This is a genomic window from Campylobacterota bacterium (assembly GCA_040752835.1).
In the GTDB taxonomy this organism is placed as follows: Bacteria; Campylobacterota; Campylobacteria; order Campylobacterales; family Sulfurimonadaceae; genus Sulfuricurvum.
The window spans coordinates 169,978-192,073 of record JBFMGG010000008.1 but is presented as its reverse complement, the minus strand read 5'-3'; the positions used below and the strand labels follow the sequence as shown (position 1 = coordinate 192,073).

The 22,096-nt window shown below is 55.0% G+C and carries 19 protein-coding genes; 2 read left to right on the top strand and 17 right to left on the bottom strand.

Features of this window, described 5'->3' with window-relative positions; all coding sequences use genetic code 11:
* Positions 1-43: 43 nt before the first annotated feature.
* From hypA to AB1763_10860, 6 genes are read right to left on the bottom strand one after another with little or no spacing between them, the layout of a single operon-like run.
* Complete coding sequence (gene hypA, locus AB1763_10885; protein ID MEW5833329.1) at positions 44-385, bottom strand: hydrogenase maturation nickel metallochaperone HypA; 342 nt, start codon at positions 383-385, stop codon at positions 44-46.
* A complete protein-coding gene (gene hypE, locus AB1763_10880; protein MEW5833328.1) occupies positions 385-1,377 on the bottom strand; it encodes a hydrogenase expression/formation protein HypE in 993 nt (330 codons plus the stop codon). The genes hypA and hypE overlap by 1 nt, the downstream gene beginning before the upstream one ends.
* Positions 1,374-2,492, bottom strand: coding sequence for a hydrogenase formation protein HypD (hypD, locus tag AB1763_10875; GenBank protein MEW5833327.1), 1,119 nt, complete (start codon positions 2,490-2,492; stop codon positions 1,374-1,376). The genes hypE and hypD overlap by 4 nt, the downstream gene beginning before the upstream one ends.
* A 1-nt stretch (position 2,493) precedes the next feature.
* Positions 2,494-2,784 (bottom strand): HypC/HybG/HupF family hydrogenase formation chaperone, encoded by a 291-nt coding sequence (locus AB1763_10870; protein MEW5833326.1) that lies wholly within the window; start codon positions 2,782-2,784, stop codon positions 2,494-2,496.
* A gap of 1 nt (position 2,785) precedes the next feature.
* On the bottom strand, positions 2,786-3,562 hold the full coding sequence (gene hypB, locus AB1763_10865) for a hydrogenase nickel incorporation protein HypB (GenBank protein ID MEW5833325.1): 777 nt from the start codon (positions 3,560-3,562) through the stop codon (positions 2,786-2,788).
* A 19-nt stretch (positions 3,563-3,581) separates the two neighbouring features.
* Positions 3,582-4,223 (bottom strand): hypothetical protein, encoded by a 642-nt coding sequence (locus AB1763_10860; GenBank protein ID MEW5833324.1) that lies wholly within the window; start codon positions 4,221-4,223, stop codon positions 3,582-3,584.
* Positions 4,224-4,344: 121 nt separating this feature from the next.
* On the opposite strand from AB1763_10860, the gene AB1763_10855 reads away from it, so the two are divergent.
* Positions 4,345-5,028 carry a transposase gene (locus tag AB1763_10855; GenBank protein ID MEW5833323.1) on the top strand — a complete coding sequence of 228 codons (684 nt, stop codon included), beginning with the start codon at positions 4,345-4,347 and terminating at the stop codon, positions 5,026-5,028.
* On the opposite strand, the gene hypF is transcribed toward AB1763_10855, so the two are convergent.
* The 11 genes from hypF to AB1763_10800 all read right to left on the bottom strand — a co-directional run bounded on the left by hypF (position 5,025) and on the right by AB1763_10800 (position 20,540).
* Positions 5,025-7,274: a carbamoyltransferase HypF gene (gene hypF / locus AB1763_10850; GenBank protein MEW5833322.1), complete on the bottom strand. Its 2,250-nt coding sequence runs from the start codon at positions 7,272-7,274 to the stop codon at positions 5,025-5,027. The two genes, AB1763_10855 and hypF, sit on opposite strands and share 4 nt — an antisense overlap.
* Complete coding sequence (locus AB1763_10845) at positions 7,246-9,165, bottom strand: hypothetical protein (protein MEW5833321.1); 1,920 nt, start codon at positions 9,163-9,165, stop codon at positions 7,246-7,248. The genes hypF and AB1763_10845 overlap by 29 nt, the downstream gene beginning before the upstream one ends.
* 9 nt (positions 9,166-9,174) lie before the next feature.
* Positions 9,175-9,732 carry a HyaD/HybD family hydrogenase maturation endopeptidase gene (locus AB1763_10840; GenBank protein MEW5833320.1) on the bottom strand — a complete coding sequence of 186 codons (558 nt, stop codon included), beginning with the start codon at positions 9,730-9,732 and terminating at the stop codon, positions 9,175-9,177.
* Between the two features lie 88 nt (positions 9,733-9,820).
* Entirely contained in the window at positions 9,821-10,528 is a 708-nt protein-coding gene (locus AB1763_10835; GenBank protein MEW5833319.1) for a cytochrome b/b6 domain-containing protein, read from the bottom strand.
* Between the two features lie 9 nt (positions 10,529-10,537).
* Positions 10,538-12,268: a nickel-dependent hydrogenase large subunit gene (locus AB1763_10830; GenBank protein MEW5833318.1), complete on the bottom strand. Its 1,731-nt coding sequence runs from the start codon at positions 12,266-12,268 to the stop codon at positions 10,538-10,540.
* The gene (locus AB1763_10825) at positions 12,265-13,500 is read right to left on the bottom strand and encodes a hydrogenase small subunit (protein ID MEW5833317.1); all 1,236 of its coding nucleotides are present in this window, start codon (positions 13,498-13,500) and stop codon (positions 12,265-12,267) included. Before AB1763_10825 ends, AB1763_10830 begins: the two co-directional genes overlap by 4 nt.
* Before the next feature lie 129 nt (positions 13,501-13,629).
* Positions 13,630-14,931 carry a nickel-dependent hydrogenase large subunit gene (locus tag AB1763_10820; GenBank protein MEW5833316.1) on the bottom strand — a complete coding sequence of 434 codons (1,302 nt, stop codon included), beginning with the start codon at positions 14,929-14,931 and terminating at the stop codon, positions 13,630-13,632.
* A complete protein-coding gene (locus AB1763_10815; GenBank protein MEW5833315.1) occupies positions 14,918-15,814 on the bottom strand; it encodes a hydrogenase in 897 nt (298 codons plus the stop codon). Before AB1763_10815 ends, AB1763_10820 begins: the two co-directional genes overlap by 14 nt.
* Entirely contained in the window at positions 15,795-16,388 is a 594-nt protein-coding gene (locus tag AB1763_10810; protein ID MEW5833314.1) for a TetR/AcrR family transcriptional regulator, read from the bottom strand. The genes AB1763_10815 and AB1763_10810 overlap by 20 nt, the downstream gene beginning before the upstream one ends.
* 29 nt (positions 16,389-16,417) lie before the next feature.
* Positions 16,418-18,115: a nickel-dependent hydrogenase large subunit gene (locus AB1763_10805; protein ID MEW5833313.1), complete on the bottom strand. Its 1,698-nt coding sequence runs from the start codon at positions 18,113-18,115 to the stop codon at positions 16,418-16,420.
* Entirely contained in the window at positions 18,108-20,540 is a 2,433-nt protein-coding gene (locus AB1763_10800) for a hydrogenase small subunit (GenBank protein ID MEW5833312.1), read from the bottom strand. Before AB1763_10800 ends, AB1763_10805 begins: the two co-directional genes overlap by 8 nt.
* 438 nt (positions 20,541-20,978) lie before the next feature.
* On the opposite strand from AB1763_10800, the gene AB1763_10795 reads away from it, so the two are divergent.
* A complete protein-coding gene (locus tag AB1763_10795; protein MEW5833311.1) occupies positions 20,979-22,094 on the top strand; it encodes a ParB N-terminal domain-containing protein in 1,116 nt (371 codons plus the stop codon).
* The last annotated feature ends 2 nt before the right edge of the window (positions 22,095-22,096 follow it).

Genomic DNA, 22,096 nt, shown 5'->3' with positions numbered 1-22,096 from the left:
AATTCTTAAAAGTGAATGAACTTTCAGTAAAGACGTTCTCCTTTTATTCCATCTCCAAGCTCATTAAAAACATCTCTTCGCCGTCGGTCACCCGGACGTCCAGACTCTCACATGCGGGACATTTGTAATATATCTCTTCGAGCATCGTCTGCGTTCCGCACCCGTTGCATTCGATCACGAGCGGCTGTACGTTCATCACGAACTCCGCCCCGTCACATACCGTTTTTTCCTTGAAGGTATTAAACGCGATTTCGAGCAAATGCGGTTCAACTCCGCTCATCTTGCCGATTTTAACCACGATCTTCGTGACCGACTTGGCTTCGTTCTCTTTTGCGATATCTTCGCACTGGGTCAATAGTGCCTGAACAATCGAATACTCGTGCATTAACAGATCCTCGGCAGTAATTCACCGTTTGGGGTCTCTAAAAAGCGCGACGTTCCCCAAGGGCTTTTCAGGATGACTTTTTGGGGATACTTTTGGCTCACTCCCCCTACCACCGATGCCATCGCACATACCTCGAAACTTTGCAGGACCTCGACAGCACGTTGAGCATCCTCTTTTTTGACCGCCAATACAAACGTCCCCTCATTCGCCAACGCCGTCGCTTCGAATCCGAGCATTTCGCAGATCCCTTTGACCTCATCGCTTATCGGGATTTTATCCTCTTCGACCTCGATACAGACGTTCGACTGTCTCGCCCACTCGTTGAGCACTGCCGCAACACCTCCGCGCGTCGCATCGCGCATCGCGGTAATCCGAATCCCCGCATCGATGAGAGCTTTCACCTGTGGGTACAATGAGTTACAATCACTTTTGAGTGAACTGCTCATCTCAATCCCCTCGCGTGCGGCGAAAATTGTCGCTCCGTGGCATCCGATGTCACGGTTGATGAGGATCACGTCCTCTTCGCTCACGTTGTTCGAGCTGATCCCCGCTTGGACGATCTCCCCCAGTCCCGTGGTGTTGATGAAAATCTTATCCACGCTCCCCTTCGGTACCACCTTGGTATCGCCGCTGACGACCACCGCACCGTTGATAGAGAGTTCGCTTCTCATGCTCTCGACGATCCGCTCCAGTGACTCTACCTCAAACCCCTCTTCGATGATGACACTGCACGTCAGATATTTGGGCTGTGCCCCCATCATCGCGAGGTCATTGCACGTTCCGCACACGGCGAGCTTGCCGATGTCCGCCCCTGCGAAAAAGAGGGGACTCACCGTAAAGCTGTCGGTCGTCATCGCTAAATTCCCGATCACCGCCGCATCTTCGCTCCGCTCTAAAATCTCGTTTTTAAAGGCTTTGTAAAACACCTTTTTGATCAGTTCGTTGTTCTCTTCGCCGCCGTTGCCTTGGGCCAATGTAATCGTTTTTGTCATACCAAATTCCCATATTTATAATACGCCGAACACGCCCCCTCAGAACTAACCATACAGCTTCCCACAGGGGTGCTCGGTTTACACGCGGTGCCAAAGATACTACACTGCGGCGGGGAGGCTTTCCCTTTGAGAATGTCGCCGCAGATGCAGAGTTTGTGATCGTTAATCTCCTCTTTGGGCAGTATCGCATCGTAAATCTTCTCGGCGTTGTAGCGATCATACTCGTCGCGCAGACCCATTCCGCTTTGGGGAATGTCCCCTAGACCCCGCCAGCGAAAGTCCACTTGGCGGAAATATTTGTCATTCAACGCTTGGGCTTTGAGGTTCCCCTCACGCGTCACGGCACGTTTGTACTCCACTTCGAGTTCGCATCGCCCCTCGATGAACTGTTTGACGATCATGCTGATCGATTGCATGACGTCCACAGGCTCGAATCCACTCACGACGACGGGTTTATGCCAATCACGCGGGAACTCTTCGTAGATTTTGCTGCCGCTGATAACGCTCACGTGCGACGGTCCCAAAAACGCATCGATGATGCACGCCTCGTCGCTGATCAGCGCGCGCATCGGGGCGGGTACCGTGACATGGTTGACGTGCAGGAGTATGTTGGGGATGTTTTGAGCGATCACCGTATCGAGCAGCGCGGCGGTCATCGGGGTCGTCGTCTCAAAACCGATGGCAAAGAAGATCACCGTTTTGTCGGGGTTCTCTTGGGCAATTTTCAAGCAATCCAGAGGCGAGTAGACGAAACGGACATCCGCGCCCTTGCTCCGCGCATCTTGGAGGCTTCCGTTGCTTCCGGGGACCTTGATCATATCGCCCAGAGTGACGAGTATGACGTTAGGTTGCCGAGAGAGGACATAGGCGTGGTCGATCCGCTCTTTGGGCATGATGCACACGGGACACCCCGGGCCGTGAACGAACCGGATGCTGGAGGGAAGCAGTTGCAATACACCGTATTTCATGATCGTGTGGGTATGCCCGCCGCACACCTCCATGATGTTGATCGGGTGGGTCAGTTTTTTGGCATCCTCGGCGATGATCTTCGCGTATGCTTTTATCGTATCGGCATCTCGAAAGTCATCATAGAGGTTTTTGAGTTCCAACCCCATATCAGGCTCCGCCGTTAGGGCAATTGTCACTTTCTGCTATTGCGGCACGCCTTTCGGATTCGTCCATTTTTTCCAAAATCTCCCGATACACTTTGAGCGATTCAAGGGCGTCTTCTTCGTCAATCTTGTTCATAATAAATCCGATGTGCAGCAGGACGTAATCGCCGACCGCAACGGAGCCCTCTTCCATCAGATCCAACCCGGCGGTGCGCTGAACCCCCATCGTATCGACGGTAGCCGTGTTGGTTTCGGGGTCGATTCTGACCACTTTTGAAGGGATGGAAAGACACATGTCAGACTCTCATCTTTCGTTTGAACTCGATCCATTCGATCACTTTTTGGATCGAAGCCTCGTCGTTCATGTTCACTTCCAGAATATCGACATTGGGTTTCAATTTGCGCGCTTCGGCTTTTTCACGCTCGATGTCGTATCGGAAATAGGGGAGCAGATCGGTTTTGGTGATCAGTACCAGGTCGGCACTGCGGAACATCACCGGATATTTGGCGATTTTGTCTTCCCCCTCGGGGACGGAGACGAGGACGACGTTGAGGTGCGTCCCCACGTCGTAGCTCGCGGGACAGACCAGGTTCCCGACGTTTTCTACAAAGCAGACATCCAGCTCCGCGATGGGAAGATCGTGGAGCGCCTTGTGTACCATGAACGCATCGAGATGGCATGCGCTCCCCGTCTGAATCTGCACCGCATTGATGCCCGCCGCTTTGAGCCGGTCGGCATCGCGGCTCGTCTCGAGGTCCCCTTCGATCACCGCGTATTTAAACGGCGAAAGAGGAGCTATTTTTTCCAGCAAGGTCGTTTTTCCGCTGCCGGGGGAGCTCATCAGGTTGATCGCCAGCACTCCGTGCCCGTCGAAATGCTCGCGGTTGTGTTGCGCTTCGCGGTCGTTTTTATCAAGAATTTTCGTAATGACCGAAATCGTTTTGGGGTCGTTGAGCTGGGGGTTATGATGCAGCGTCTCGTGCGCGTGGTGGTGTTCATGCGAACGGTGATCTTCGTCGTGATGATGATGGTGGTGGTGATCGGTAATCGAACAGCCGCAGTCTTTGCACATGTTTAGAATCTCTCCTCTGTCAAGCTAAAAGCATATTGCCGCCCACGATGACGGAAGCAGCCCCTACCGCGGCGAACGCACGACGGACGTTTCGGATATTGGTGAGGACATCCTTGTTGATCCACCATATTACCCAACCAAAGGCAACAAAGACAACCATTACCCCTGCGATAAAGGCGAGGATCATCATCGCATCGACGCTTTGGCCTTCGATCATTCCCAGCGTCACAAGCATCCCCCGTACGCCGCCGATTCCCATCAGCATCCCGATCCCGAGGGCGGAAGCACCGCCGTTCTCGCCGTTGTGGGCGTGTTCGTCGCCGAACCAGATATGGACGTGGCGTTTCCCCTCATGCACGTGCGCTTTGAGATGGATTTTATTACGGACGACCATGTAAAGGAGATATACCCCGATCGAAACGATGACACTCGATGCGATCACATCCCCATACGCGGTGATGTTTTCGGGAATCGAAACTTTCTCGAGCAGCTTGGCGAACGCGAACAGCATAACCCCGTGCCCGATGGCAAACGCACCGACGGTGAAAAACGTCCTGCGCGCGTTTTTGCCGATCGAGAAATCGGCAATGGCGGTGAGATGGTCGGGACCGAAAGCGTGAAGAATGCCGTACCAGAAAATTACCAGCAACCCTATTTCCATCGCTCTGCCGCCTTTATTTATGAATCATTATTCAGGTATTATATTTTTTTAGAATGAAAGTAATCTAAAAAAGGGAAATTCTTATATGGTTTCAGGACCAAGAGATGCTACAATAGTCGCTATGGAACCGACGATACAATGCATTTTTTGCGGGGGAAGGCTCTATCATCTGGCCGAGGGAATGGTCAAATGCCCGTCGTGCCGGAAAAAATACAGCCCCTCCAAACTGCACACCGATATGGCGGTCATCGATGCGTTTTGCACCGGTGCCAACGCGTCCGCCGCCGCACGGGAGCTGAACCTCAATTACGTCACCGTCAAAAAACGCTACGATCGGCTCCGCACCCTCATTACCGAACATCTCGAACTCCGTTACCAGAACCGTTCCGAAGCGATCGGGGAGTACGAAGAATACATCTATCTCGAAGCGGCCAAGCGCCACGACGAACGTCATATTTTCGACGCCCACAATTTTATTACGTTCGATTACGGCGGATGGGTCTACACCCTGATGATGCCCTCCCTGCACCGCTACAAACAGCAGTTTCTCGATGACAATCTACACGACGTCTATTATCGGGAGTTCACGAAGTTTCTCCGTCTCAACCGCATTGCGAAGCTCCAGAAACGAAACAATGCGATCACCCGTTTCTGGGGATTTTTCGAATCGTTCATCCTGGAGTACCGCGGGGTAGAATCGGAGCACTTCGTCTATTATCTCAAAGAGGCCGAATTCAAATTCAACTACCCCCTCCCCGAGCAGTCGCACATCCTCAAACGGCTATGGCTGGAGGCGAGAGTCTAAACGTTGTGGACGCCCCACCATGCCTGCCCAAGCGCGATCGAACCGTCGTTGATGGGGGTACGCTGCTGGGCATAAAACCGTTTGCCCTCAAAACGGCGGTACAGGCGGCTCATCAGCGCGCGGTTTTGGAATACCCCGCCCCCGATGACGACGGGAAGATCGGGGTAACGCGACGCCAACGTTTCGATGATCGAGGAGACCGTGGCGATGAAGCGTCCGGCGATGGTGTATTTCGCCTCTTCCGAAGGCAGAAGAGCAATGATCTGATCCACCATCCCCAAGACGTCGATGCATCCCTCTTCAATCGTAAACGTAAACGGTTCCGCCTCCCTCTCCCGCACGTAACCTTCCATGATCAGCCCCCCCTGCCCTTCGTAATCGAGACTCTGGACGAATCCCCCCAGCGATGCGACCGCGTCGAAGAGCCGTCCCATCGAACTCGATCGCGGAGCGTTGAGATTCTTGCTCCACATATGGTGGAGCTGCCGGATTTCATGCGGCAAGAACGCTGCGGTCGCAGGGATGTCCATCGCGAGTACTTCGTCAAGAGAATAGCGTTCGAACAATAACGCCAAAGCGATGCGGCGCGGCTCTTTGATGGCTTTGTCTCCTCCCAACAGGGCAAAAGGTTTGATAAACCCGATCCGCTCATATCCCCTGACGTCGGCGATCAGTACCTCGCCGCCCCACATCGTCCCGTTTTCTCCGTATCCCGTCCCGTCAAACGAAAATCCGATCACCGTTTCCTTCAGGGCGTGTTCGGCCATGCAGGCGAGTATGTGGGCATAGTGGTGCTGTACCGCGGCGGTCGTTTTGGTCCGCTGCGAAGCGTATCGGGTGGATGCGTAAGCGGGATGGGCGTCGTGGAGGATCACTTCGGGCGTGCAGCGGTAAAAGCGCTCCAGGGTATGAACGTTGCGCTCGAAATATTCCTCGGCTTCGATACTTCCCAGGTCCCCGATGTGACCGCCCAGGACGAGGCTACGGCCGACTCCGAGCGCCACGGCGCTTTTTTGATGCGCACCGACCGCCAAAAGGGGTTTGGGCAACGGTGCGGGAAGCAAAAACGTACACGGCGCGTATCCCCGCCCCATTCGAAGCATCAGCGTCTTCCCGCCCGCCACCTGGACGACGGCGTCATCGAGCCCGTTGACGATGCTCCGGTCATGATCGAGAATCGCGTCGACGACGTCGCCGAGTCTCTGGATCACCTCTTCGGCCCGGATGAGGATCGGTTCGTCGCTGATATTGGCGCTGGTGGCCACCAGCGGAAAATCAACCGATTCAAAGAGCATCCGGTGCAGCGGGGTATAGGGAAGAAAGACCCCGATGCGACCGATCCCGGGTGCGACCGAGGGGGCCAGCGACGATGCGGGATCGGCATCCACGAGGACGATCGGCTTGATGTTCCCCTCGATCAACGCCGCTTCATCCTCATCGATCCGGGCGTGGAAGCGCAACTGTTCCATCGAAGCGAACATCACCGCCAGGGGTTTGGCACGGCGGCGTTTGCGGCGGCGAAGATCGACCACCGCCGCTTCGGACGTGGCGTCGCACATCAGGTGAAATCCCCCCAGCCCTTTGAGCGCGACGATCTTCCCTTCCCTCAGCCGTCTGGCAGCCCCTTCGATCGGATTTTCTCGGATTTCGTTGCCCGCAGCGTCGAGCAGCCGGAGCTTCGGCCCGCATTCGGGACAGCTGATCGGTTCGGCATGGAACCGGCGTGATCTGGGATCGTCGTATTCCGCGCGGCACGCGTCGCACATCGCAAAATGTTTCATCGACGTACGGACGCGGTCGTAAGGAGGTATCTGCATGATCGTGTACCGGGGTCCACAGTCGGTGCAGTTGATGAAAGGATAGCCGTAACGGCGGTTGGAAGGATCGCGCATCTCGCGTTCACATGCGTTGCACAGTGCGCTTTCAAGGGGAATCGCCGTACTCCCTTCCCCCATCCGGCTTTCACGGATTTCAAACGCCTCATGCCCGACCACGGCCTCCTCCGAGGCCTCCAGCGCATCGATCCGCGCCAAAGGGGGCAAATCGTTCTGAAGGGTATGGAGGAACGCTTCGAGGGACCGTCCTTCGGCGTCGATCAAAACCCCTTCGGGGGTATTGGTCACGTATCCGCGTATCCCGTAGCGTTTGGCGATACGGTAGACAAAAGGGCGGAAACCGACCCCCTGTACAATCCCCCGGAGTGTAATGAGCAGACGTTTAGAGATAAATCCCTCCGACGACTCCATTTTCCCTCCCTATCGGAAAACTCCGCGACAATACCGGCGGCGTGTTTTTGAGGTTTCGCATTACGCGGCTGTAAAGGCTTTGATTGGCAAACCCACTTCCGCACAACACCACATGTTCCGCTTTGGAACGGTTTTTAAGTTCAGTAAGTATATCACTGAAATAGTCTCCCAACGACTCGAAAACCGAATAACACAACAGCGGCGTCGGAACGTCGGCGAGGCGATAGCTGATGATGCTGGCCAGAAAAGCGACCGAATCAAAACGGTTGTCCCGCAGTTTCGTATCGATTTGCAGCCCCCCTTTACCGACAAAACGAAGGGCTTCTTTGACAAGGGCGTTCATCCCCGGATTTTTCAGCCCGACGATCATTGCGGCCGCTTCGAACAAAGAACACGATGAACCTTCGATGGTTTCGAGCACACCGTACAATTCGGCACGCTGCAGCCGGAGGTTGTCGATCAGACGGTCCGATCCCTCGCGCAACGATCCGATCCGTCCGATCAGCCCCGAAGAGACGAACGGTTCGGCGGGAATGACGCGGGTGATGTGCTCGCCTTTGGTGTACAAAAAAGTGATCGTTTCGTCGAAGTAGGCGCAAACGGCGCTGTTTTTGCGCAGACCGTTTTCCGCCAGAACCGCCATGAACGAGGCCGTGTCCTGATCGAAACGGTGAAGATTCCCGTGCGAAAATCCCAGTTCCTCCCCCGCAAGCGCATTGACTTTCGACGTCGTCGTCCCCCCAAGGTGTTCGGGGCGGTCGATCAGCATCTTCTCTCCCACACGGACCGCGGCCAGCGAATGGGCGAAACCGGCGACATCGACCGCCGGAGCGATATAGGCCGGGAAGCTTCCCCTCTCCCCCTGTGCGACGAAGCGGACTTCTTTGTTGAGGAATAGGCGCATGGGAGACTGGGTGTTGATGGCGATGTCGTATCCGATCATCACATCGGCATCGGCTCCCTCGTCGGTGCTGTAAACTGCCGCCCCGATTCCCAATCCGATCAGCTCGCGTCCCAGCAGCAGCGTAAATCCGTCATCGGCGTACTGGGCGTCGACCGTATCGCCCAATGACGCTTTGAAAAACGGGTCTTTGAGCGCGACGTGCAAGATGGGGCGTTCGAGGGAAAGAAGGGCGTTGAACTCTTCATCGATCAGCGAAAAAAGCTCGCTCAGTTTCGATGCGTCGAATACCATCACGATCGAATCATCACTCGCCGCAGCCGGGAGCGCAAACGTGCGAACCCCCATCGTCGTTTGGATACGGACCCGTTCACCTCGGGCCACGGCGGCGGCGGCACGTTCGAACAACGCTTTAAAATCGGCCGAGGACTTCGCGCACCAAAGGGTTTCCCCCTCCCGCAGCGTCACCTCGACACCGCATTCGGGACATCCGATCTGCGGGTACCCCTGACGAAACGCATCTTCGGAAAACTCTTCCGTGCACGCCGGGCAAGGAGAAATAGCGCGCAGCGCCGTATTCTCCCGAACATAAGGGTACGCTTCGAAAAATGCGTACTGCCCCCCGCAATGGTTGCATGAAGTGAAAGGATAATAGTAACGGCGTGAAGCGGGATCGAACATCTCGCGCATACAGCGCGGACACACCCCGAGGCCCAACGGGAGACGTTCCAGGAACTCCGGGAGCTGCGTCATGCGGGTATCGTCAAAGCGGTGTGAACTGCCGCGCATGAAGAGCGATGCGGGGAGGAGCGAACCCATCGCGTCAAACGCCTCCTGCAGTCTCGGATGGTCCTGATTCATCGCACAGGTGATGCGCCCTTTGTCCTGGGTGACCGAAGCCTCGATTCCGTAAAGGCGGAGAATCGACACCAGCGTATTGGCAATCGTCTTTTGATGGGTATCGCACCCGATTTCGAAAATGAACGCCACGGTTATTCCTTAGGGGTTGAGCGCATGAAACGATGCCATCGTGGGATTGGCGTAAAGATCGATGATCTGGGCGAGAGGCTTGGGGCTCTCTTTGGGGATGACCTCGATCCCGGCCTTTTTGAGTTCGCCCAGCGTCGTTTCGATCATCGCTTCAAACCGCCCGTGCAGCGTCGGGGTAAGGTCTATCTCGACGCTTTCGATATCTTCGGGGATAATCCCCACGACGCTGACGTCGGCCATTTTATCCAGCAACGAACAGATTTCGAGCATTTCGACGACTTCCACTTCATGAGCCGTCTGACGGTAGCTTCCCAACCCCATCAATGCCTCGGCCGGGAGGTGGTAGACCGATCCGGGCGCATCGTCGATGGAGACGGTATCGAGGATCAGCACCTTGTCGTAGGACTGATAGTAAGTCATCAGTTTGAATCCGAGCGTCCCTCCGTCGATGATGTCGATGGAGGGTTCGAAACGGTAGTTTTCATCCAGATACCGTCCCGCATACACCCCCACCCCTTCGTCTTTGAAGAGGATATTGCCGATACCGACGACCACGACGCTTTTCATGAATGCCCTTTGTGTTTGACTCGGCTAAAACCGCCCCTGCGGTCTCAACCGAGGTGCCCGAAGGCACCACCGTATCCGATAGGGGATTTTACTCTGTTTCGGAACTTTTTTTGAATTTGGACCCGCCGAAGGCGATGGCGATATCCCCCTCCTGCCAGAAAATGGTCCGCCATATCTGATAATAAACATGGAACATCACCCATGCGACGATCCACCACATCATTAGATGGTGCACGTACCGCACCCCCATATTTCCGCCGAACACCCACAACGTCCAGTCGGTCGTCATGTGAAGCATCCACGGCCACCACGCGCCGATGCTGCTCTCGCCCGACGCCAGGCCGTGCACATACATCTGCAATCCGGTCAGCAGCATCAGGATCAGCATCAGGTGCATGATCGTAAAATAGACGACATTGAAACTGTCGCTGTGGCTGGAATCGAAATTTTTGCGGCGGTTGAGGGTGAGCAGATTAATCAGCACCTCTTTGAACTCCGTCACGTTCCGCGCGTTGGGGACCAGCTTTTTGTACGGTTTTTCAAACCGGCTGAAAAAGTAGAGGTATGCCACCGCCACCGACGTAACGTCGAGCAAAATCGCCCCGATGAAATGGATCCAGCGGTTCCACGCCATTACGTATTTGTCCACCGCCGGGTCGGCGATAAAACTCTGGTAATAGGGATGGGCGATGTAAAGCCCTGTGATTACCGCCGCGAGGATGGAGACCACGTTCACCCAGTGGATGATCCGCATGGCGGGAGTCATCCGTTTGATTTTTTCGTATCCGGGTTTCATGTTTTCCCCCTAGATCGCGCAAACGCTGTCGACTTTGTAGACGCCGAGCTCTCTGCCTTTGGTATCGACAAGGTGGACCGCACACGCGATACACGGGTCGAAACTGTGGATGGTACGCAAAATCTCCAGCGGCTGTTCGGGATCGGCAACTTTGGTACCGATAAGGCTCGATTCATACGCCCCCATCCGTCCTTTGTAGTCGCGCGGCCCGGCATTCCAGGTCGAAGGGACGATCGCCTGGTAATTGGCGACTTTCCCCTCCTCGATGCGCACCCAGTGCCCCAACGCCCCCCGCGGGGCTTCGGCCATTCCGTACCCTTTGGCGCTTTTGCTGACGGTGTTGAAATCAAACTCCGTCCAGGTGCTCAGATCGCCTGCGGCGACGTTGGCGGCCAGTTCGTCGGTCCATTCGACCATCACATCCGCCATCAGCTCGGTCTCGATCGCACGCGCCGCAGTCCGCCCGACGGTCGAGAACAGGACCGACGTCGGCAGTTTTCCGCGTGTAAGGAAGTTGGTGACGTATTTGGTAATCCGCTCGTCCTTGGCAGCCACACCGATGACCATACGGGCCAACGGTCCGACTTCCATCCGGGTATCGTCGTAAATCGGCGACTTGATCCAGCTGTATTTTTTCTCGGTGTCAAGGTAGGCAATTCCCCCCTCTTTTTTACCGAATCCCGTGTAGTTGGGGATCGTCTGCCCATCATAGGGGTGCAGCGGTTTGGCCCCTTCGTACCACGAGTGGGTGACATCCTCGGCGATTTTTCCCTGATCGAGCGGGATCACCTTGGAAATATCCCCGCCCACGACGATACCGCTGGGGAAGAGGAGCGCCGATTTGTAAAACTCGGTGTCGTCGAGGCGGAAATCGCCGTAGCTGAGATAATTTTTGAGCCCGCCGCCGGTCCCGTCCAGCGCTTCGTCGGCATACATCGTCCCGGCCATGTAGACGTCGGGGAGATAGGCGCGTTTGATGAAATCGCGGAATTTAAGAAGCAGGTTTTTAAACAGGGCGATCCGCGCGGGGTTCTGAATGTCCTGCACACAGGTGACGCCGCCCACGACGATGCTCTGCGGATGCGGGTTTTTCCCCCCGAAAATCGCCTGCATTTTCGCGGCGTCGCGCTGCAGGTCGAGCGCTTCGAGGTAGTGCGAAACCGCGACAAGGTTCTGTTCGGGGGTGAGTTTGTAATGCTTGTTCCCCCAGTACCCTTTGGCAAACGGTCCGAGGCGCCCTTGTTTGACAAATTTCGTCAGCCGTTCCTGCACCGCTTTGTACGCCGATTCGCTGTCGCCCCACGCCGCGACACCCGCGACGGAAGCCCACTTTTGCGCTTCGGCAACCGCTTTGGCCGGATCGGCTTCGAGCGCCTTGGTGATGTCGACCCAGTCAAGCGCGTGGAGATGGTAGAAATGGACGACGTGGTCGTGGACGTAGAGCGCACCCTGAATCAGGTTCCGGACCAGACGGGCATTTTTGGGAATCGTCACGCCGAACGCGTGTTCGACCGCCTCGATGGAGCGCTGGTAATGGGTCCCCGTACAGACGCCGCAGATCCGCATCGCCAGCAGGCCGCAGTCGCGCGGGTCACGTCCTTTGAGAATCTCCTCGATTCCCCGGAACATCGTTGACGAGCTGTAGGCGTCGACGATCGTGTTGTTGTCGTCAATCACCGCTTCGATGCGCAGATGCCCCTCGATACGCGTGATCGGATCGATTACGATATGTTTACTCATTGTGCTTCCCCTTCATCTGATTTTTTACCCGCGACCGCGCTCGCGGCGGCATGGATTCCGATACCGACCGCCGTGGCGGTCAAAACGCCCAGACCGAACTGGTCGACGGTTTTTTCGACGCCTCCGGTCGGTGCTTTGATGTTGGCGTCGCTCATCGGACGCTCGTACGCGTATTTATCCCAGAAATCGGGCTCGGAGCATCCGATGCATCCCCGTCCGACCCCGATCGGCCAGTTGACCCCTTCATTGTAGCGGACGATCGAACAGTTGTTGAACGTCATCGGCCCTTTACAACCCATTTTGTAGAGACAGAAATTGTTTTTCGCCCCTTCGTCCCCCCACTCTTCGACGAACTCGCCGGCGTCAAAGTGGGCACGGCGTTCGCAGTTGTCGTGGATACGGTATCCGAACGCGAATTTCGGACGCAGCAGCGAATCGAGTTCGGGGACCTGCCCCGTTAACACGAAATGCAAGATGACCCCCACCATGTTGGCGGGATTCGCCGGACAGGCGGGAATGTTGATGATCGGTTTGCCTTTGAGGACATCCATGACGCCGACCGCTTCGGTAGGGTTCGGAGCCGCCGCCGGGATACCGCCGTAGGTGGCACAGCTTCCGACCGCAACGACCGCCGCCGCGTCCGCGGCAACCCGAACAAGATGTTCATGGAATGTCTCTCCGCTCGCGCCGATCGTACCGTACTGCCCTTCCATCCCCATTGGAATCGCCCCTTCGACGAAGAGGAGGTATTTGCCTTTGAAAGCGTGCATCGCGTCTTCAAGCTGCGCATCCGCCTGATGCCCCGCCGCCGCCATCAACGTCTCGTGGAATTCAAGCGAAATGATGTCGAGCAGAATCTCGTCGATTTTCGGCCCGTCGCTGCGCAGCAACGCTTCGGAATTCCCCGCGCAGTCTTGCAGTTCCAGCCAGATGACCGGAACACGGGTCATCAGTTCGGCGGCTTCGGCCACCAGCGGCGTAAACATCGGCGGCAACATCAGCATCGCCGTCGCCGCGCTCGCCCATTTCATGAATTCGCGGCGATCGTACCCTTCGTCGCTGAGAATCTCGTGAAAATCGATCGCCTGAAGCGGCTGCGACGCTTTGAGCTCGTCAAGCCGCGCACGGCACTGCTGGAAGAGTCTGTCGTAGTACGCATCCCCTTTGTTCGTCTCCACTTTCGCGCTGTTTGCACTAAACAGCATTTTAAACGCTTCTCTACGCTCGGCCATGGTCCCCCTCCTTTTAGTGAATGATCGTTCAGTATGATAAATCCGAATAACTTAAACCAATATTTAAAACATAAAACTGATTTAAAAAGATAAATTCTTAGTTATATTTGGGACTAAACGAAGGAGATATCAGTGGGTCGTGCAGACGGAGCAGACATCGAACGTCCGGAAAAGAAAAGAGGCTTTGTCACGGCTTTGGGCACCGATCATCGCTTTTTGCGCCACCCCCGGCGACACGGCGGTACCGTTACCGAGATTCCACTGCGTCGGGGTGATCATCGCGTACGCGATGATTTTCCCTTTTTCGATGCGGAGGGTGTGGATCAGGCTGCCGCGAGGCGCTTCGACGATTCCCCTCCCCTCCCCGCTGATTGTCTCGATCGGGGGAGGGGCGATATACGACGGCTCGGAAAGGTCGAGCGTTTCGATCAGACGACGGATGTTTTTGAGCAGATCGACCATTTCGTCCATCCGCGCGGCGATCCGTACCGATGCGCTGTCGCCGTGCGCTTCGTGGATCGCCCCGATGACGCTCCGGCCCGAGACCAGTGCCCTGGCCAAAGGACCCGTCTCGTAAAACGCCCCTTCGTACAGGGCGTTTTTGGCATACGTTTTCCCTTCGATCACCGCCGAGGCGTCTTCGCTGACGTTGGCAACGTCGGCAGCGCGGCGGGTGTTGCCGTCGATGGCCATACTGCGGCATCCGGGATGTTCCCCCAAAACGAGAAAACGGCCGTGGCTGTGCCCGGTGTCCGCGAGGCCCAGCCGCTCCACGTTTTGGAGCAATTTTCCGAAATCCCCCCCCAGCGCCGTCAGATCCCGATAGGAGCGGATCGTTTCAAACTCCCCAAAAGAGCACCCCAAAACCTCGGCCTCGACGAACCGTTCGAGTTCGGCGAGGATTTTGAGCGCCTGCATGATTTCGATGTGGGTCGGGTCGCACGTCACACCGCCGGGAAGCGCATAGGAGCTGTGGGGCCACTGGCCGCTGAACAGCGCGGCAAGGCGATTGGCCTGCGATGCGGCATTGAGTGCCTTGAGGGGCAACGGGTGTTCTTCGCGTAGCAGCTTGGCACTTTCGCCCAGCATGATGAGATACAACCATTTAAGATGGTTTTGCAGCAGTTCGGAAAATTTTGTAACGTTGCGGATACTGCGTGCTTTCATGCTCAGCTTGACCTCCGCACCGCTGTGCCGGTAAGCTGCTTCGATCGCCTCGACCGCCGCGATCAGGTGCGAATGGCCGCAGATTCCGCATACCCTTGGGGCGATGACAAGCGCATCGAGCGGATGGCGCCCCTCCAAAATCGCCTCCATTCCCCGAAAATGCAAAAAACGGATCTGCGCGTCCTGTACCCGCCCGCTGCGGTCCGTACGAAAATCGATGAGCGCCTCCCCCTCAATCCGCTCGATCAGTTCATGCGTGATCATCGATCAGCCTCTCTTCGAGCCGTTTGATGTGGAACGATTTGGCCGCCCCGGCCAGCGCAAGATAGCTTCGCTTGGGAACTCCCAGCGGCATCTCCGAGGGGATCGACATATAGGTTTTGGTCCGGAACAGGTCGGTTTTGGGGAAGGTGGGTTCGGTACACCCGAAACACGGAGTCCCCGCACGGGTCTTCGAGGCGACGCCGTTCCAGAGAATCTTGTTGCAGCTGCCGTGCGTGAAGGGGCCCTGACACCCCTGCTCGTAGTACAGGCACCCCTCTTTGGTGCCGAAGCTCCGGCTGTCGACTTTCCATTCGAAATAGTCGTTGCGCAGGCATCCGTTATGGACCGTATAGGCGTAGAGTTCTTTGGGACGGCCGAGTTCGTCGAGGGCGACCTTTCTTTTGTTCAGCATCATTCCGATGACAAAACTCAGCCATTCGGGATGGGCGGGACAGCCGCCGAGGTTGATCACCTTTTCGCGCATGGCCGCCAGCGGCCCCGTCGCTTCGCTTTTGTCGTAGACGATCCCGCTGATCGATTCGGGGGAAGCTTCTTTGAAAATCCCCCCGAAGCTCGCGCAGCTCCCCAGCGCGACAATGTTTTTGGCACGCGCGGCCAGGGCCGGAAGCAGTTTTTCCATGACCGCCCCCCCTCTTTCGAAATCACCCCGGTAGGCCCCCTCGACGATCAGGAGATCCGATTTGGGAATTTTGACGACAAGTTCACGCAACGACATCTGCGAAGGGAGAATCGGATGGTACAGAAAACGGACTTTGTCCAGCAGGCTCCCCAGCAAAGGGTCATTCAGAAACGAATGGGTATTCCCGTTGCAGGTGATCCCCTGTAGCCAGACGATCTGGAATTTAGCGGGCTTTGAGGGCATTGTAGATGTTTTCGGCGATGGACGCTTCGTAGCTTTCCAGCGCGTTCGGGAGAATCCGCTCGCCGTTGAGGAACACCATCCCCCCCAGGTATCCCATAAAGAGTCCGAACGCGCTGAAAAAATCCTGGTCGCGCAGTTCGCCCGAGCGAACCCCCTCTTCAAAAAAGATCATCAGTTCCGTCACGAACGCCGATACGCAGATCATCCCCTCGCACCCTTCGCGGAATACTTCGCGGTTGGAGAGGTAGACGCGAAGAAAATATTCGATCGTCTCGGGGCGTTCCTGCGCGATTTTGAAATACATGTGGACGATCGCAACGATTTTTTCCCGCGTATCCAACGGACTTTCGTTAATCCGGCGGATCTCTTCGCCCAGCATATTGGCGATGTAGAGGATCAGTTCCTTGGCAAGCGTCTCTTTGGAGGCGAAATAATTGTAGAGGTTCCCGACGCTCATTCCGATTTTTTCGGCAATGGAAGGCATTGTCGTCTGATAGAACCCCTCTTTCGAAAAGAGTTCCAGTGCTTTGGTCATGATCGAGACTTTGCGCTCTTCTTTGCTCGGACGGGCCAATGATGTTCCTTAGGTATCGTGTTGCGCCATTATAGCGAACAACGGTTCAGAATCTTATAGTGCGACAGTTCCCGCCCTTTCGTGTCGATCACGTGCACCGCACATGCGAGGCAGGGGTCGAATGAATGGACGGCCCGAAGCACCTCCAGCGGTGCGGCAGGATCGGCGAGCGTGATGCCGATCAGCGCTTCTTCGTACGCCCCCCGGACGTTGCGCGCGTCTTTGGGCGAAGCGTTCCACGTCGTGGGAACCACGGCCTGGTAATTGGCGATCCTGGCGTCCTCGATCCGGACGAAATGGGAGAGAACCCCGCGCGGCACTTCAAAGATCCCCGCCCCCCTGGCTTCTTGCGGCAGTTCCTCGAAAACGTACTTTGTCCAGGTCTCTTCATCGTAGTATTTGACGTTCTCGATCAGGTCACTCATCATATCGAACAGATAGTCGCAGCAAATCTGCGCTTCGACCGCGCGCGCCGCGTTGCGGCCGACGGTGGTCGAAAAATCGCCCAATTCCAGGGCCGTTGCCTCCATGAACCGTTCCATATAAGGGCGGATCACGGGGGAGTTTTTCACATACCCCACGATCATCCGCGCGAGGGGTCCCACTTCCATCACCTCGCCGCCGTAACGGGGAGCTTTGACCCACGTGTATTTCCCTTCGCTGCGGAGGGTTCCGTCGTCGTTAAGGTCGGTGTAGAACGGCACGCTCTCCCCCTCGTAAGGGGAAAGGGGAGCATCGTTCTCATACCACGAACGCGACGCTTCTTCCGTGATCTTCGAGGGATCGAACGGTTCGACGCGGCTAAAATCGTGTCCGTAGATCACCCCGTCCTCAAAAAGAACTTCCCCTTTCCCGAAACGGTATCCGCCGCAGCACATAAAATTCCCGCGCGCGCGCCCTTCGCCTCGGGCGATCGATTCGCGATAGGCATCGACGGTCATCTTCAGGTCGGGGACGTAAGCCCTTTCGACAAAATCCCGCACCTCTTTGATAATAAAAAGAAAGTCGTTCAACCGCTGGGGGTTGAGCATATCGGCGACGCTCGTTACACCACCGACCACCAGGTTCTGCGGATGGGGCGTTTTCCCGGCGAAAATCGCGATTGCCTGCGAAATTTCCCGCTGGATCCGCAACGCCTCGAGGTAGTGGTTCATGTGGACGAGATTTTGTTCGGGGCTCAGACGATAGGCGCTGTGCCCCCAATAGCCGTTCGAAAATAGTCCCAGCCGCCCCGCTTTGACGAATCCTTCAAGTTTTTCCCGCACGCTTTCCAGATGCCCCGCCGAATTACGGTAGGGATGCGACGACCATCTGAGCGCTTCGGCGGAGGCTTTCTCGCAATCGGCGCCGAGCGCTGCGGTGATGTCGACGAAATCAAGCGAGTGGAGATGGTAGTAATGGACGATGTGATCCTGCACGAACAGCGACAGGGTGACCAGGTTGCGGACGATTTCGGCGTTCGGCGGAATCGTGATGCCGTAAGCCTCCTCGACCGCACTGATCGACGCGCGGTAATGGACGTTCGTGCACACCCCGCAGATCCGCTGGGCGATCAGCCCCGCATCGCGGGGATCACGCCCTTTGAGAATCGTCTCGATGCCGCGGAACAGCTGCCCCGAAGCCCATGCCTCGCGTACCGTGTTGCTTTCGTCGATCTCCACCTCGATCCGCAAATGCCCCTCGATGCGGGTCACGGGATCGATGACGATCTTTTTGAGGTTATTCATGTTCTTGCTCCGGTAATTTGCGGTGGTTGGCGTAACGGTCGAACGCAATTTTCCCCTGACCGCAGGCGAAACAGCCGTGCCCCGCCTGCACCGGCCAGCTGGTCGCGTCGTTGAATTTGACGAGCGAACAGTTGAGATCGGCATAAGGCCCCTTGCACCCCATCTCAAAAAGACACCACCCTTTTTTCGCCCCTTCGTCTCCCCATTCTTTGACGAATTCGCCCAGTTCGTAATGGCCCCTGCGCTCGCAGTTGTCGTGTACGCGGAACCCGTACGCCCAGAGGGGGCGGTTTTTTTCATCCAGTTTCGGGAATTCGTCGAACATGATGTAGTGCAGCAGGGTTCCGACAATGTTGATGGGATTGGTCGGGCATCCGGGTAGGTTAATGACGTCGTTTCTCCCCAGCGCCTCGGCAACCCCGACGGCTCCCGTGGGATTGGGTTCGGCGGCAACAACGCCGCCGTCGTAGGCGCACGACCCCACGGCCATTACCGCTGCGGCACCCGCCGCGACGCGCCGTAGCAGGGCCAGCCCCGTCTCCCCCCTGGGGCCGATCCGCAGAAATTTCCCCTCCATCCCCAGCGGCACCGCCCCCTCGACGACGAGAATATAGCGCCCCGCATCGTTTTGGATCACGGCATCAAGCGCCGATTCGGACTGATCTCCCGATCCCGCCATCAGCACCTCGTGATAATCAAGCGAGATGTATTTAAGGATCAGATCATCCACCTTGGGATGGGCTGTTTTGATAAACGCTTCGGAATTGCCCGAGCAGTCGGCGAGTTCGAGCCAGACGATCGGAATTTTGTTCAACTGCCGGACCCCCTCGGCAACCGTCTCCTCAAACCGCGGCGGCAGATCCATCGACGCGGTGATCATCGACACCCAGCGGTTGAACTCGCGCCCCATGTCGAACGACTCGAGCGCTTCTGCGAGGTTCTCGGTACTGAGCCGGTTTTTGGGGTGGAGGCGATTGTATTTTTCGATCCGCTCCCGTACCCTTGAAAGCTCGGCTTCTTTCGCCGCCGCTTCGCGCTCAGCACGCATCCGGGCCGCTTCGGCCGGATCGACGGGAGTCGAGGCGATCAGCGCCATGATGTCTTTTTTGCATCGGCCGCACACCCTGCCCGCTTCGCTGAAAGGCTTGAGAGAGGCGAAATCCTCGATACACTCTTCCTTGATCAGGGCAATCAGGTCCTGCTCGTAGGAGCCCGTGCAGCTGCAGACAAGTTTCCCTTTTTCGCTGATGAGGCGGTTGGCGTAAAAATAGGCCGCGTCGGCTTTTTCTCCCCGTTCCATCATCCGCTTCAGCGCCAGGGCGTCGATGTTACTGTTGATCCCGATAAACCGCACCAACCGTTCCCGGTTTAGAATATAGTGGTCGATCCGCTCTTCGCCGCGTGAGGCGATGACGATGTCTTCATTGTAGGCATCCCCAGCGACATACGCCGTCGACGTGACGTCGCTGAGGAGAAACGACCCCACTTTGAGGCCGTCGATGGTGACGAATTCCGCGAACCCCTCTCCCTCCTTCCCCAGAATGCTCGCGACCGCCGCATCGGCCTGCAGCGTACACTCCTTGACCCGTCCGGCGATGTAGCCGTTGCGCATCTGTGCCGCTTCTCCCACCGCATACACCGAGGGGGCGGAGGTGCGCATGCGTTCATCGACGAGAATCCCCCGGTCGCATTCGAGCGACTCTTTGGCACACTCGATGCTGGGAGCGATCCCCACCCCGAAAACGATAAACGGGTCGTCGATCGTACGCGATTTGAGCGCGACGCGGACGATTTCGCCGTTTTCGACGCTCCGCTCACGGATCTCGTCTTCAAAAATAATTTCGACGCGAGGATCGGACGCTTCGTACACCCGCTTCATCAGTGCAACCGCTTCGGGCGTCATCGCCTTGTCGTAGAGGTGCGATCCCCGCGATACGAGATAGATTTTACGCGGCCCTTCCATTGTGCGAAGGGTATCGAGCAGTTCCAGCCCGATCGGTCCGACCCCCATGATGATGACGTTTTTTCCAGCGATCCGTCTGGCGATGCATTCGGAATCCTCGGCGCTGCGGAACGTCACCGCATTGGAGATCCCTCGCGTATCGAACAGACTGCGGGGCTTCGAACCGGTCGCGATGACGAGGACATCGTACGAAATCATGGACGAAGCGGTATAGATCCGCTTGGCGTCGGTATCGATGCGGGTGACTTCGGAATTGAGCTCGACACGGGTTTTGGGCGGAAGGTCCAGAGCGAGCTGATCGATCGTCGCGCTGTGGTTTACCAGCGCACAGAGGTGGATACGGTCATAGGGGGGATAAGCCTCTTTGGTGACGATCACGACGTCGTGTTCGGGGGCCTGATCGTAAAGCGCGTTGGCCATATACGCCGCGACGATCCCGCCGCCGACAATCACGATCCGCATGGTTACCCCTTTGCCGTCTCTCTTCGTTGATGAGGGATTATAGCAAAGTGGTGTATAGAGGTAAATACGACGGATGAAATATAGTACGGTAAATTCGGATTTTAGGAATTGTGTTTACAGAAACTGTGAGGATTCGATGGTGGCGGGGGGGACTACCACTATAGACATATTTTAGGGTTTTATTTGACTTTATCAAAAATTATACCCCTAAAAATACCCCTATAAACTATTGCTTATATGGTGTTTTACCACTTTTTTACGGTTCTTATTAATTGAACAATTGAGGCCTAAAAAACCACAATCTTTCGATATAAAAAATAGCTAATCTGTAACTTTTTTGCTTTCATAGTATTATAATAATATTGTTTTAATATCATTATAACATTAATGTAATGTTAGATATAATATAGCGTTTAGCTATATAGACGAAGGGTAATTATGTCATTATTTAACAAACTTTCACTTTCAATTGAGTCATTATACTTTGATATTGAGAATCCAAGACTTGTACGAGGTGATAACAACACCCCTTCTCAAGACGATACTATTATTCAAACCCTTCATGAAATTGCTGATTTATCTGAATTAATTAACTCAATTTGTGCGAATGGCTATTTAGACATTGAGCCTCTAATCGTATTACCAAGAGGTACAACTCCAGAAACTTATACAGTTTTAGAAGGAAATCGAAGATTAGCAACCCTTAAACTAATTTCAAATCCAGTATTAGCTACAGAATGTAAAATCAATATTCCTGAAGGATGCCAACAAAGTGCATCCAAAAGTTTTGAAAATCTTTCAGCAGTCGTTGTCAACAACAGATTTGACGCGGAATCCTATATTGCATTTAAGCATGTTAATGGTGCTTTTCGTTGGGATTCATACGCTAAAGCAAGATTTGTAACAGATTGGTATGTCCGTTCAAAAGAAGCAGGTACACCCATTGCTATTGAAGAAATTGCCAAAAAGATAGGAGATTCAAATGATACAATCCGTTCTTTTATCTCTTCAATGCTCATTTTAGATCAAGCAGAAAATGAAGGCTTATTTAAAATTAGCGATAAATATAATCGTGGACGCTTTGGCTTTTCTCATTTATACACAGCACTCGGACGAAAAGAATACTCAAAATATCTTGATTTAGAATTAGGATGGGATAAAAATCCTGATCTTCAACCCATCAAAACAGATAAACAAAAAGAACGTTTTGGTGAAGTTTTTCAATATTTTTATGGCTCAAAAACAGACAACATCCCACCTTTAATTAAAAGCCAAAATCCTGATTTGAAAAATCTTGGGATGGTAATTTCTAATCCTATCGCACACGCTATCCTAAAAGACACAAGGGATTTGGATAAAGCTCTGGTAGAAACAAAAGAAAAATCTGATGTGTTCGAAAGTTCTCTAACAAATTGCTATATACATCTCCGTAAAGCACAGGGGATGATGGATAAATATGATGGTGAAGCACATCTTTTAGAAATGTCCGAAGAAATTTATAAAATGAGTGAAAATATTTTAGAGTATGTCAAAAGAAAAGTAAAAAAGGCATAAGA

What these genes read in the sequence shown, in the direction of transcription:
- hypA (MEW5833329.1), bottom strand. Translation starts at nt 385, where the DNA reads ATGCACGAGTATTCGATTGTTCAGGCACTATTGACCCAGTGCGAAGAT.
- hypE (MEW5833328.1), bottom strand. Translation starts at nt 1,377, where the DNA reads ATGACAAAAACGATTACATTGGCCCAAGGCAACGGCGGCGAAGAGAAC.
- hypD (MEW5833327.1), bottom strand. Translation starts at nt 2,492, where the DNA reads ATGGGGTTGGAACTCAAAAACCTCTATGATGACTTTCGAGATGCCGAT.
- AB1763_10870 (MEW5833326.1), bottom strand. Translation starts at nt 2,784, where the DNA reads ATGTGTCTTTCCATCCCTTCAAAAGTGGTCAGAATCGACCCCGAAACC.
- hypB (MEW5833325.1), bottom strand. Translation starts at nt 3,562, where the DNA reads ATGTGCAAAGACTGCGGCTGTTCGATTACCGATCACCACCACCATCAT.
- AB1763_10860 (MEW5833324.1), bottom strand. Translation starts at nt 4,223, where the DNA reads ATGGAAATAGGGTTGCTGGTAATTTTCTGGTACGGCATTCTTCACGCT.
- AB1763_10855 (MEW5833323.1), top strand. Translation starts at nt 4,345, where the DNA reads ATGGAACCGACGATACAATGCATTTTTTGCGGGGGAAGGCTCTATCAT.
- hypF (MEW5833322.1), bottom strand. Translation starts at nt 7,274, where the DNA reads ATGGAGTCGTCGGAGGGATTTATCTCTAAACGTCTGCTCATTACACTC.
- AB1763_10840 (MEW5833320.1), bottom strand. Translation starts at nt 9,732, where the DNA reads ATGAAAAGCGTCGTGGTCGTCGGTATCGGCAATATCCTCTTCAAAGAC.
- AB1763_10835 (MEW5833319.1), bottom strand. Translation starts at nt 10,528, where the DNA reads ATGAAACCCGGATACGAAAAAATCAAACGGATGACTCCCGCCATGCGG.
- AB1763_10830 (MEW5833318.1), bottom strand. Translation starts at nt 12,268, where the DNA reads ATGAGTAAACATATCGTAATCGATCCGATCACGCGTATCGAGGGGCAT.
- AB1763_10825 (MEW5833317.1), bottom strand. Translation starts at nt 13,500, where the DNA reads ATGGCCGAGCGTAGAGAAGCGTTTAAAATGCTGTTTAGTGCAAACAGC.
- AB1763_10820 (MEW5833316.1), bottom strand. Translation starts at nt 14,931, where the DNA reads ATGATCACGCATGAACTGATCGAGCGGATTGAGGGGGAGGCGCTCATC.
- AB1763_10815 (MEW5833315.1), bottom strand. Translation starts at nt 15,814, where the DNA reads ATGCCCTCAAAGCCCGCTAAATTCCAGATCGTCTGGCTACAGGGGATC.
- AB1763_10805 (MEW5833313.1), bottom strand. Translation starts at nt 18,115, where the DNA reads ATGAATAACCTCAAAAAGATCGTCATCGATCCCGTGACCCGCATCGAG.
- AB1763_10800 (MEW5833312.1), bottom strand. Translation starts at nt 20,540, where the DNA reads ATGCGGATCGTGATTGTCGGCGGCGGGATCGTCGCGGCGTATATGGCC.
- AB1763_10795 (MEW5833311.1), top strand. Translation starts at nt 20,979, where the DNA reads ATGTCATTATTTAACAAACTTTCACTTTCAATTGAGTCATTATACTTT.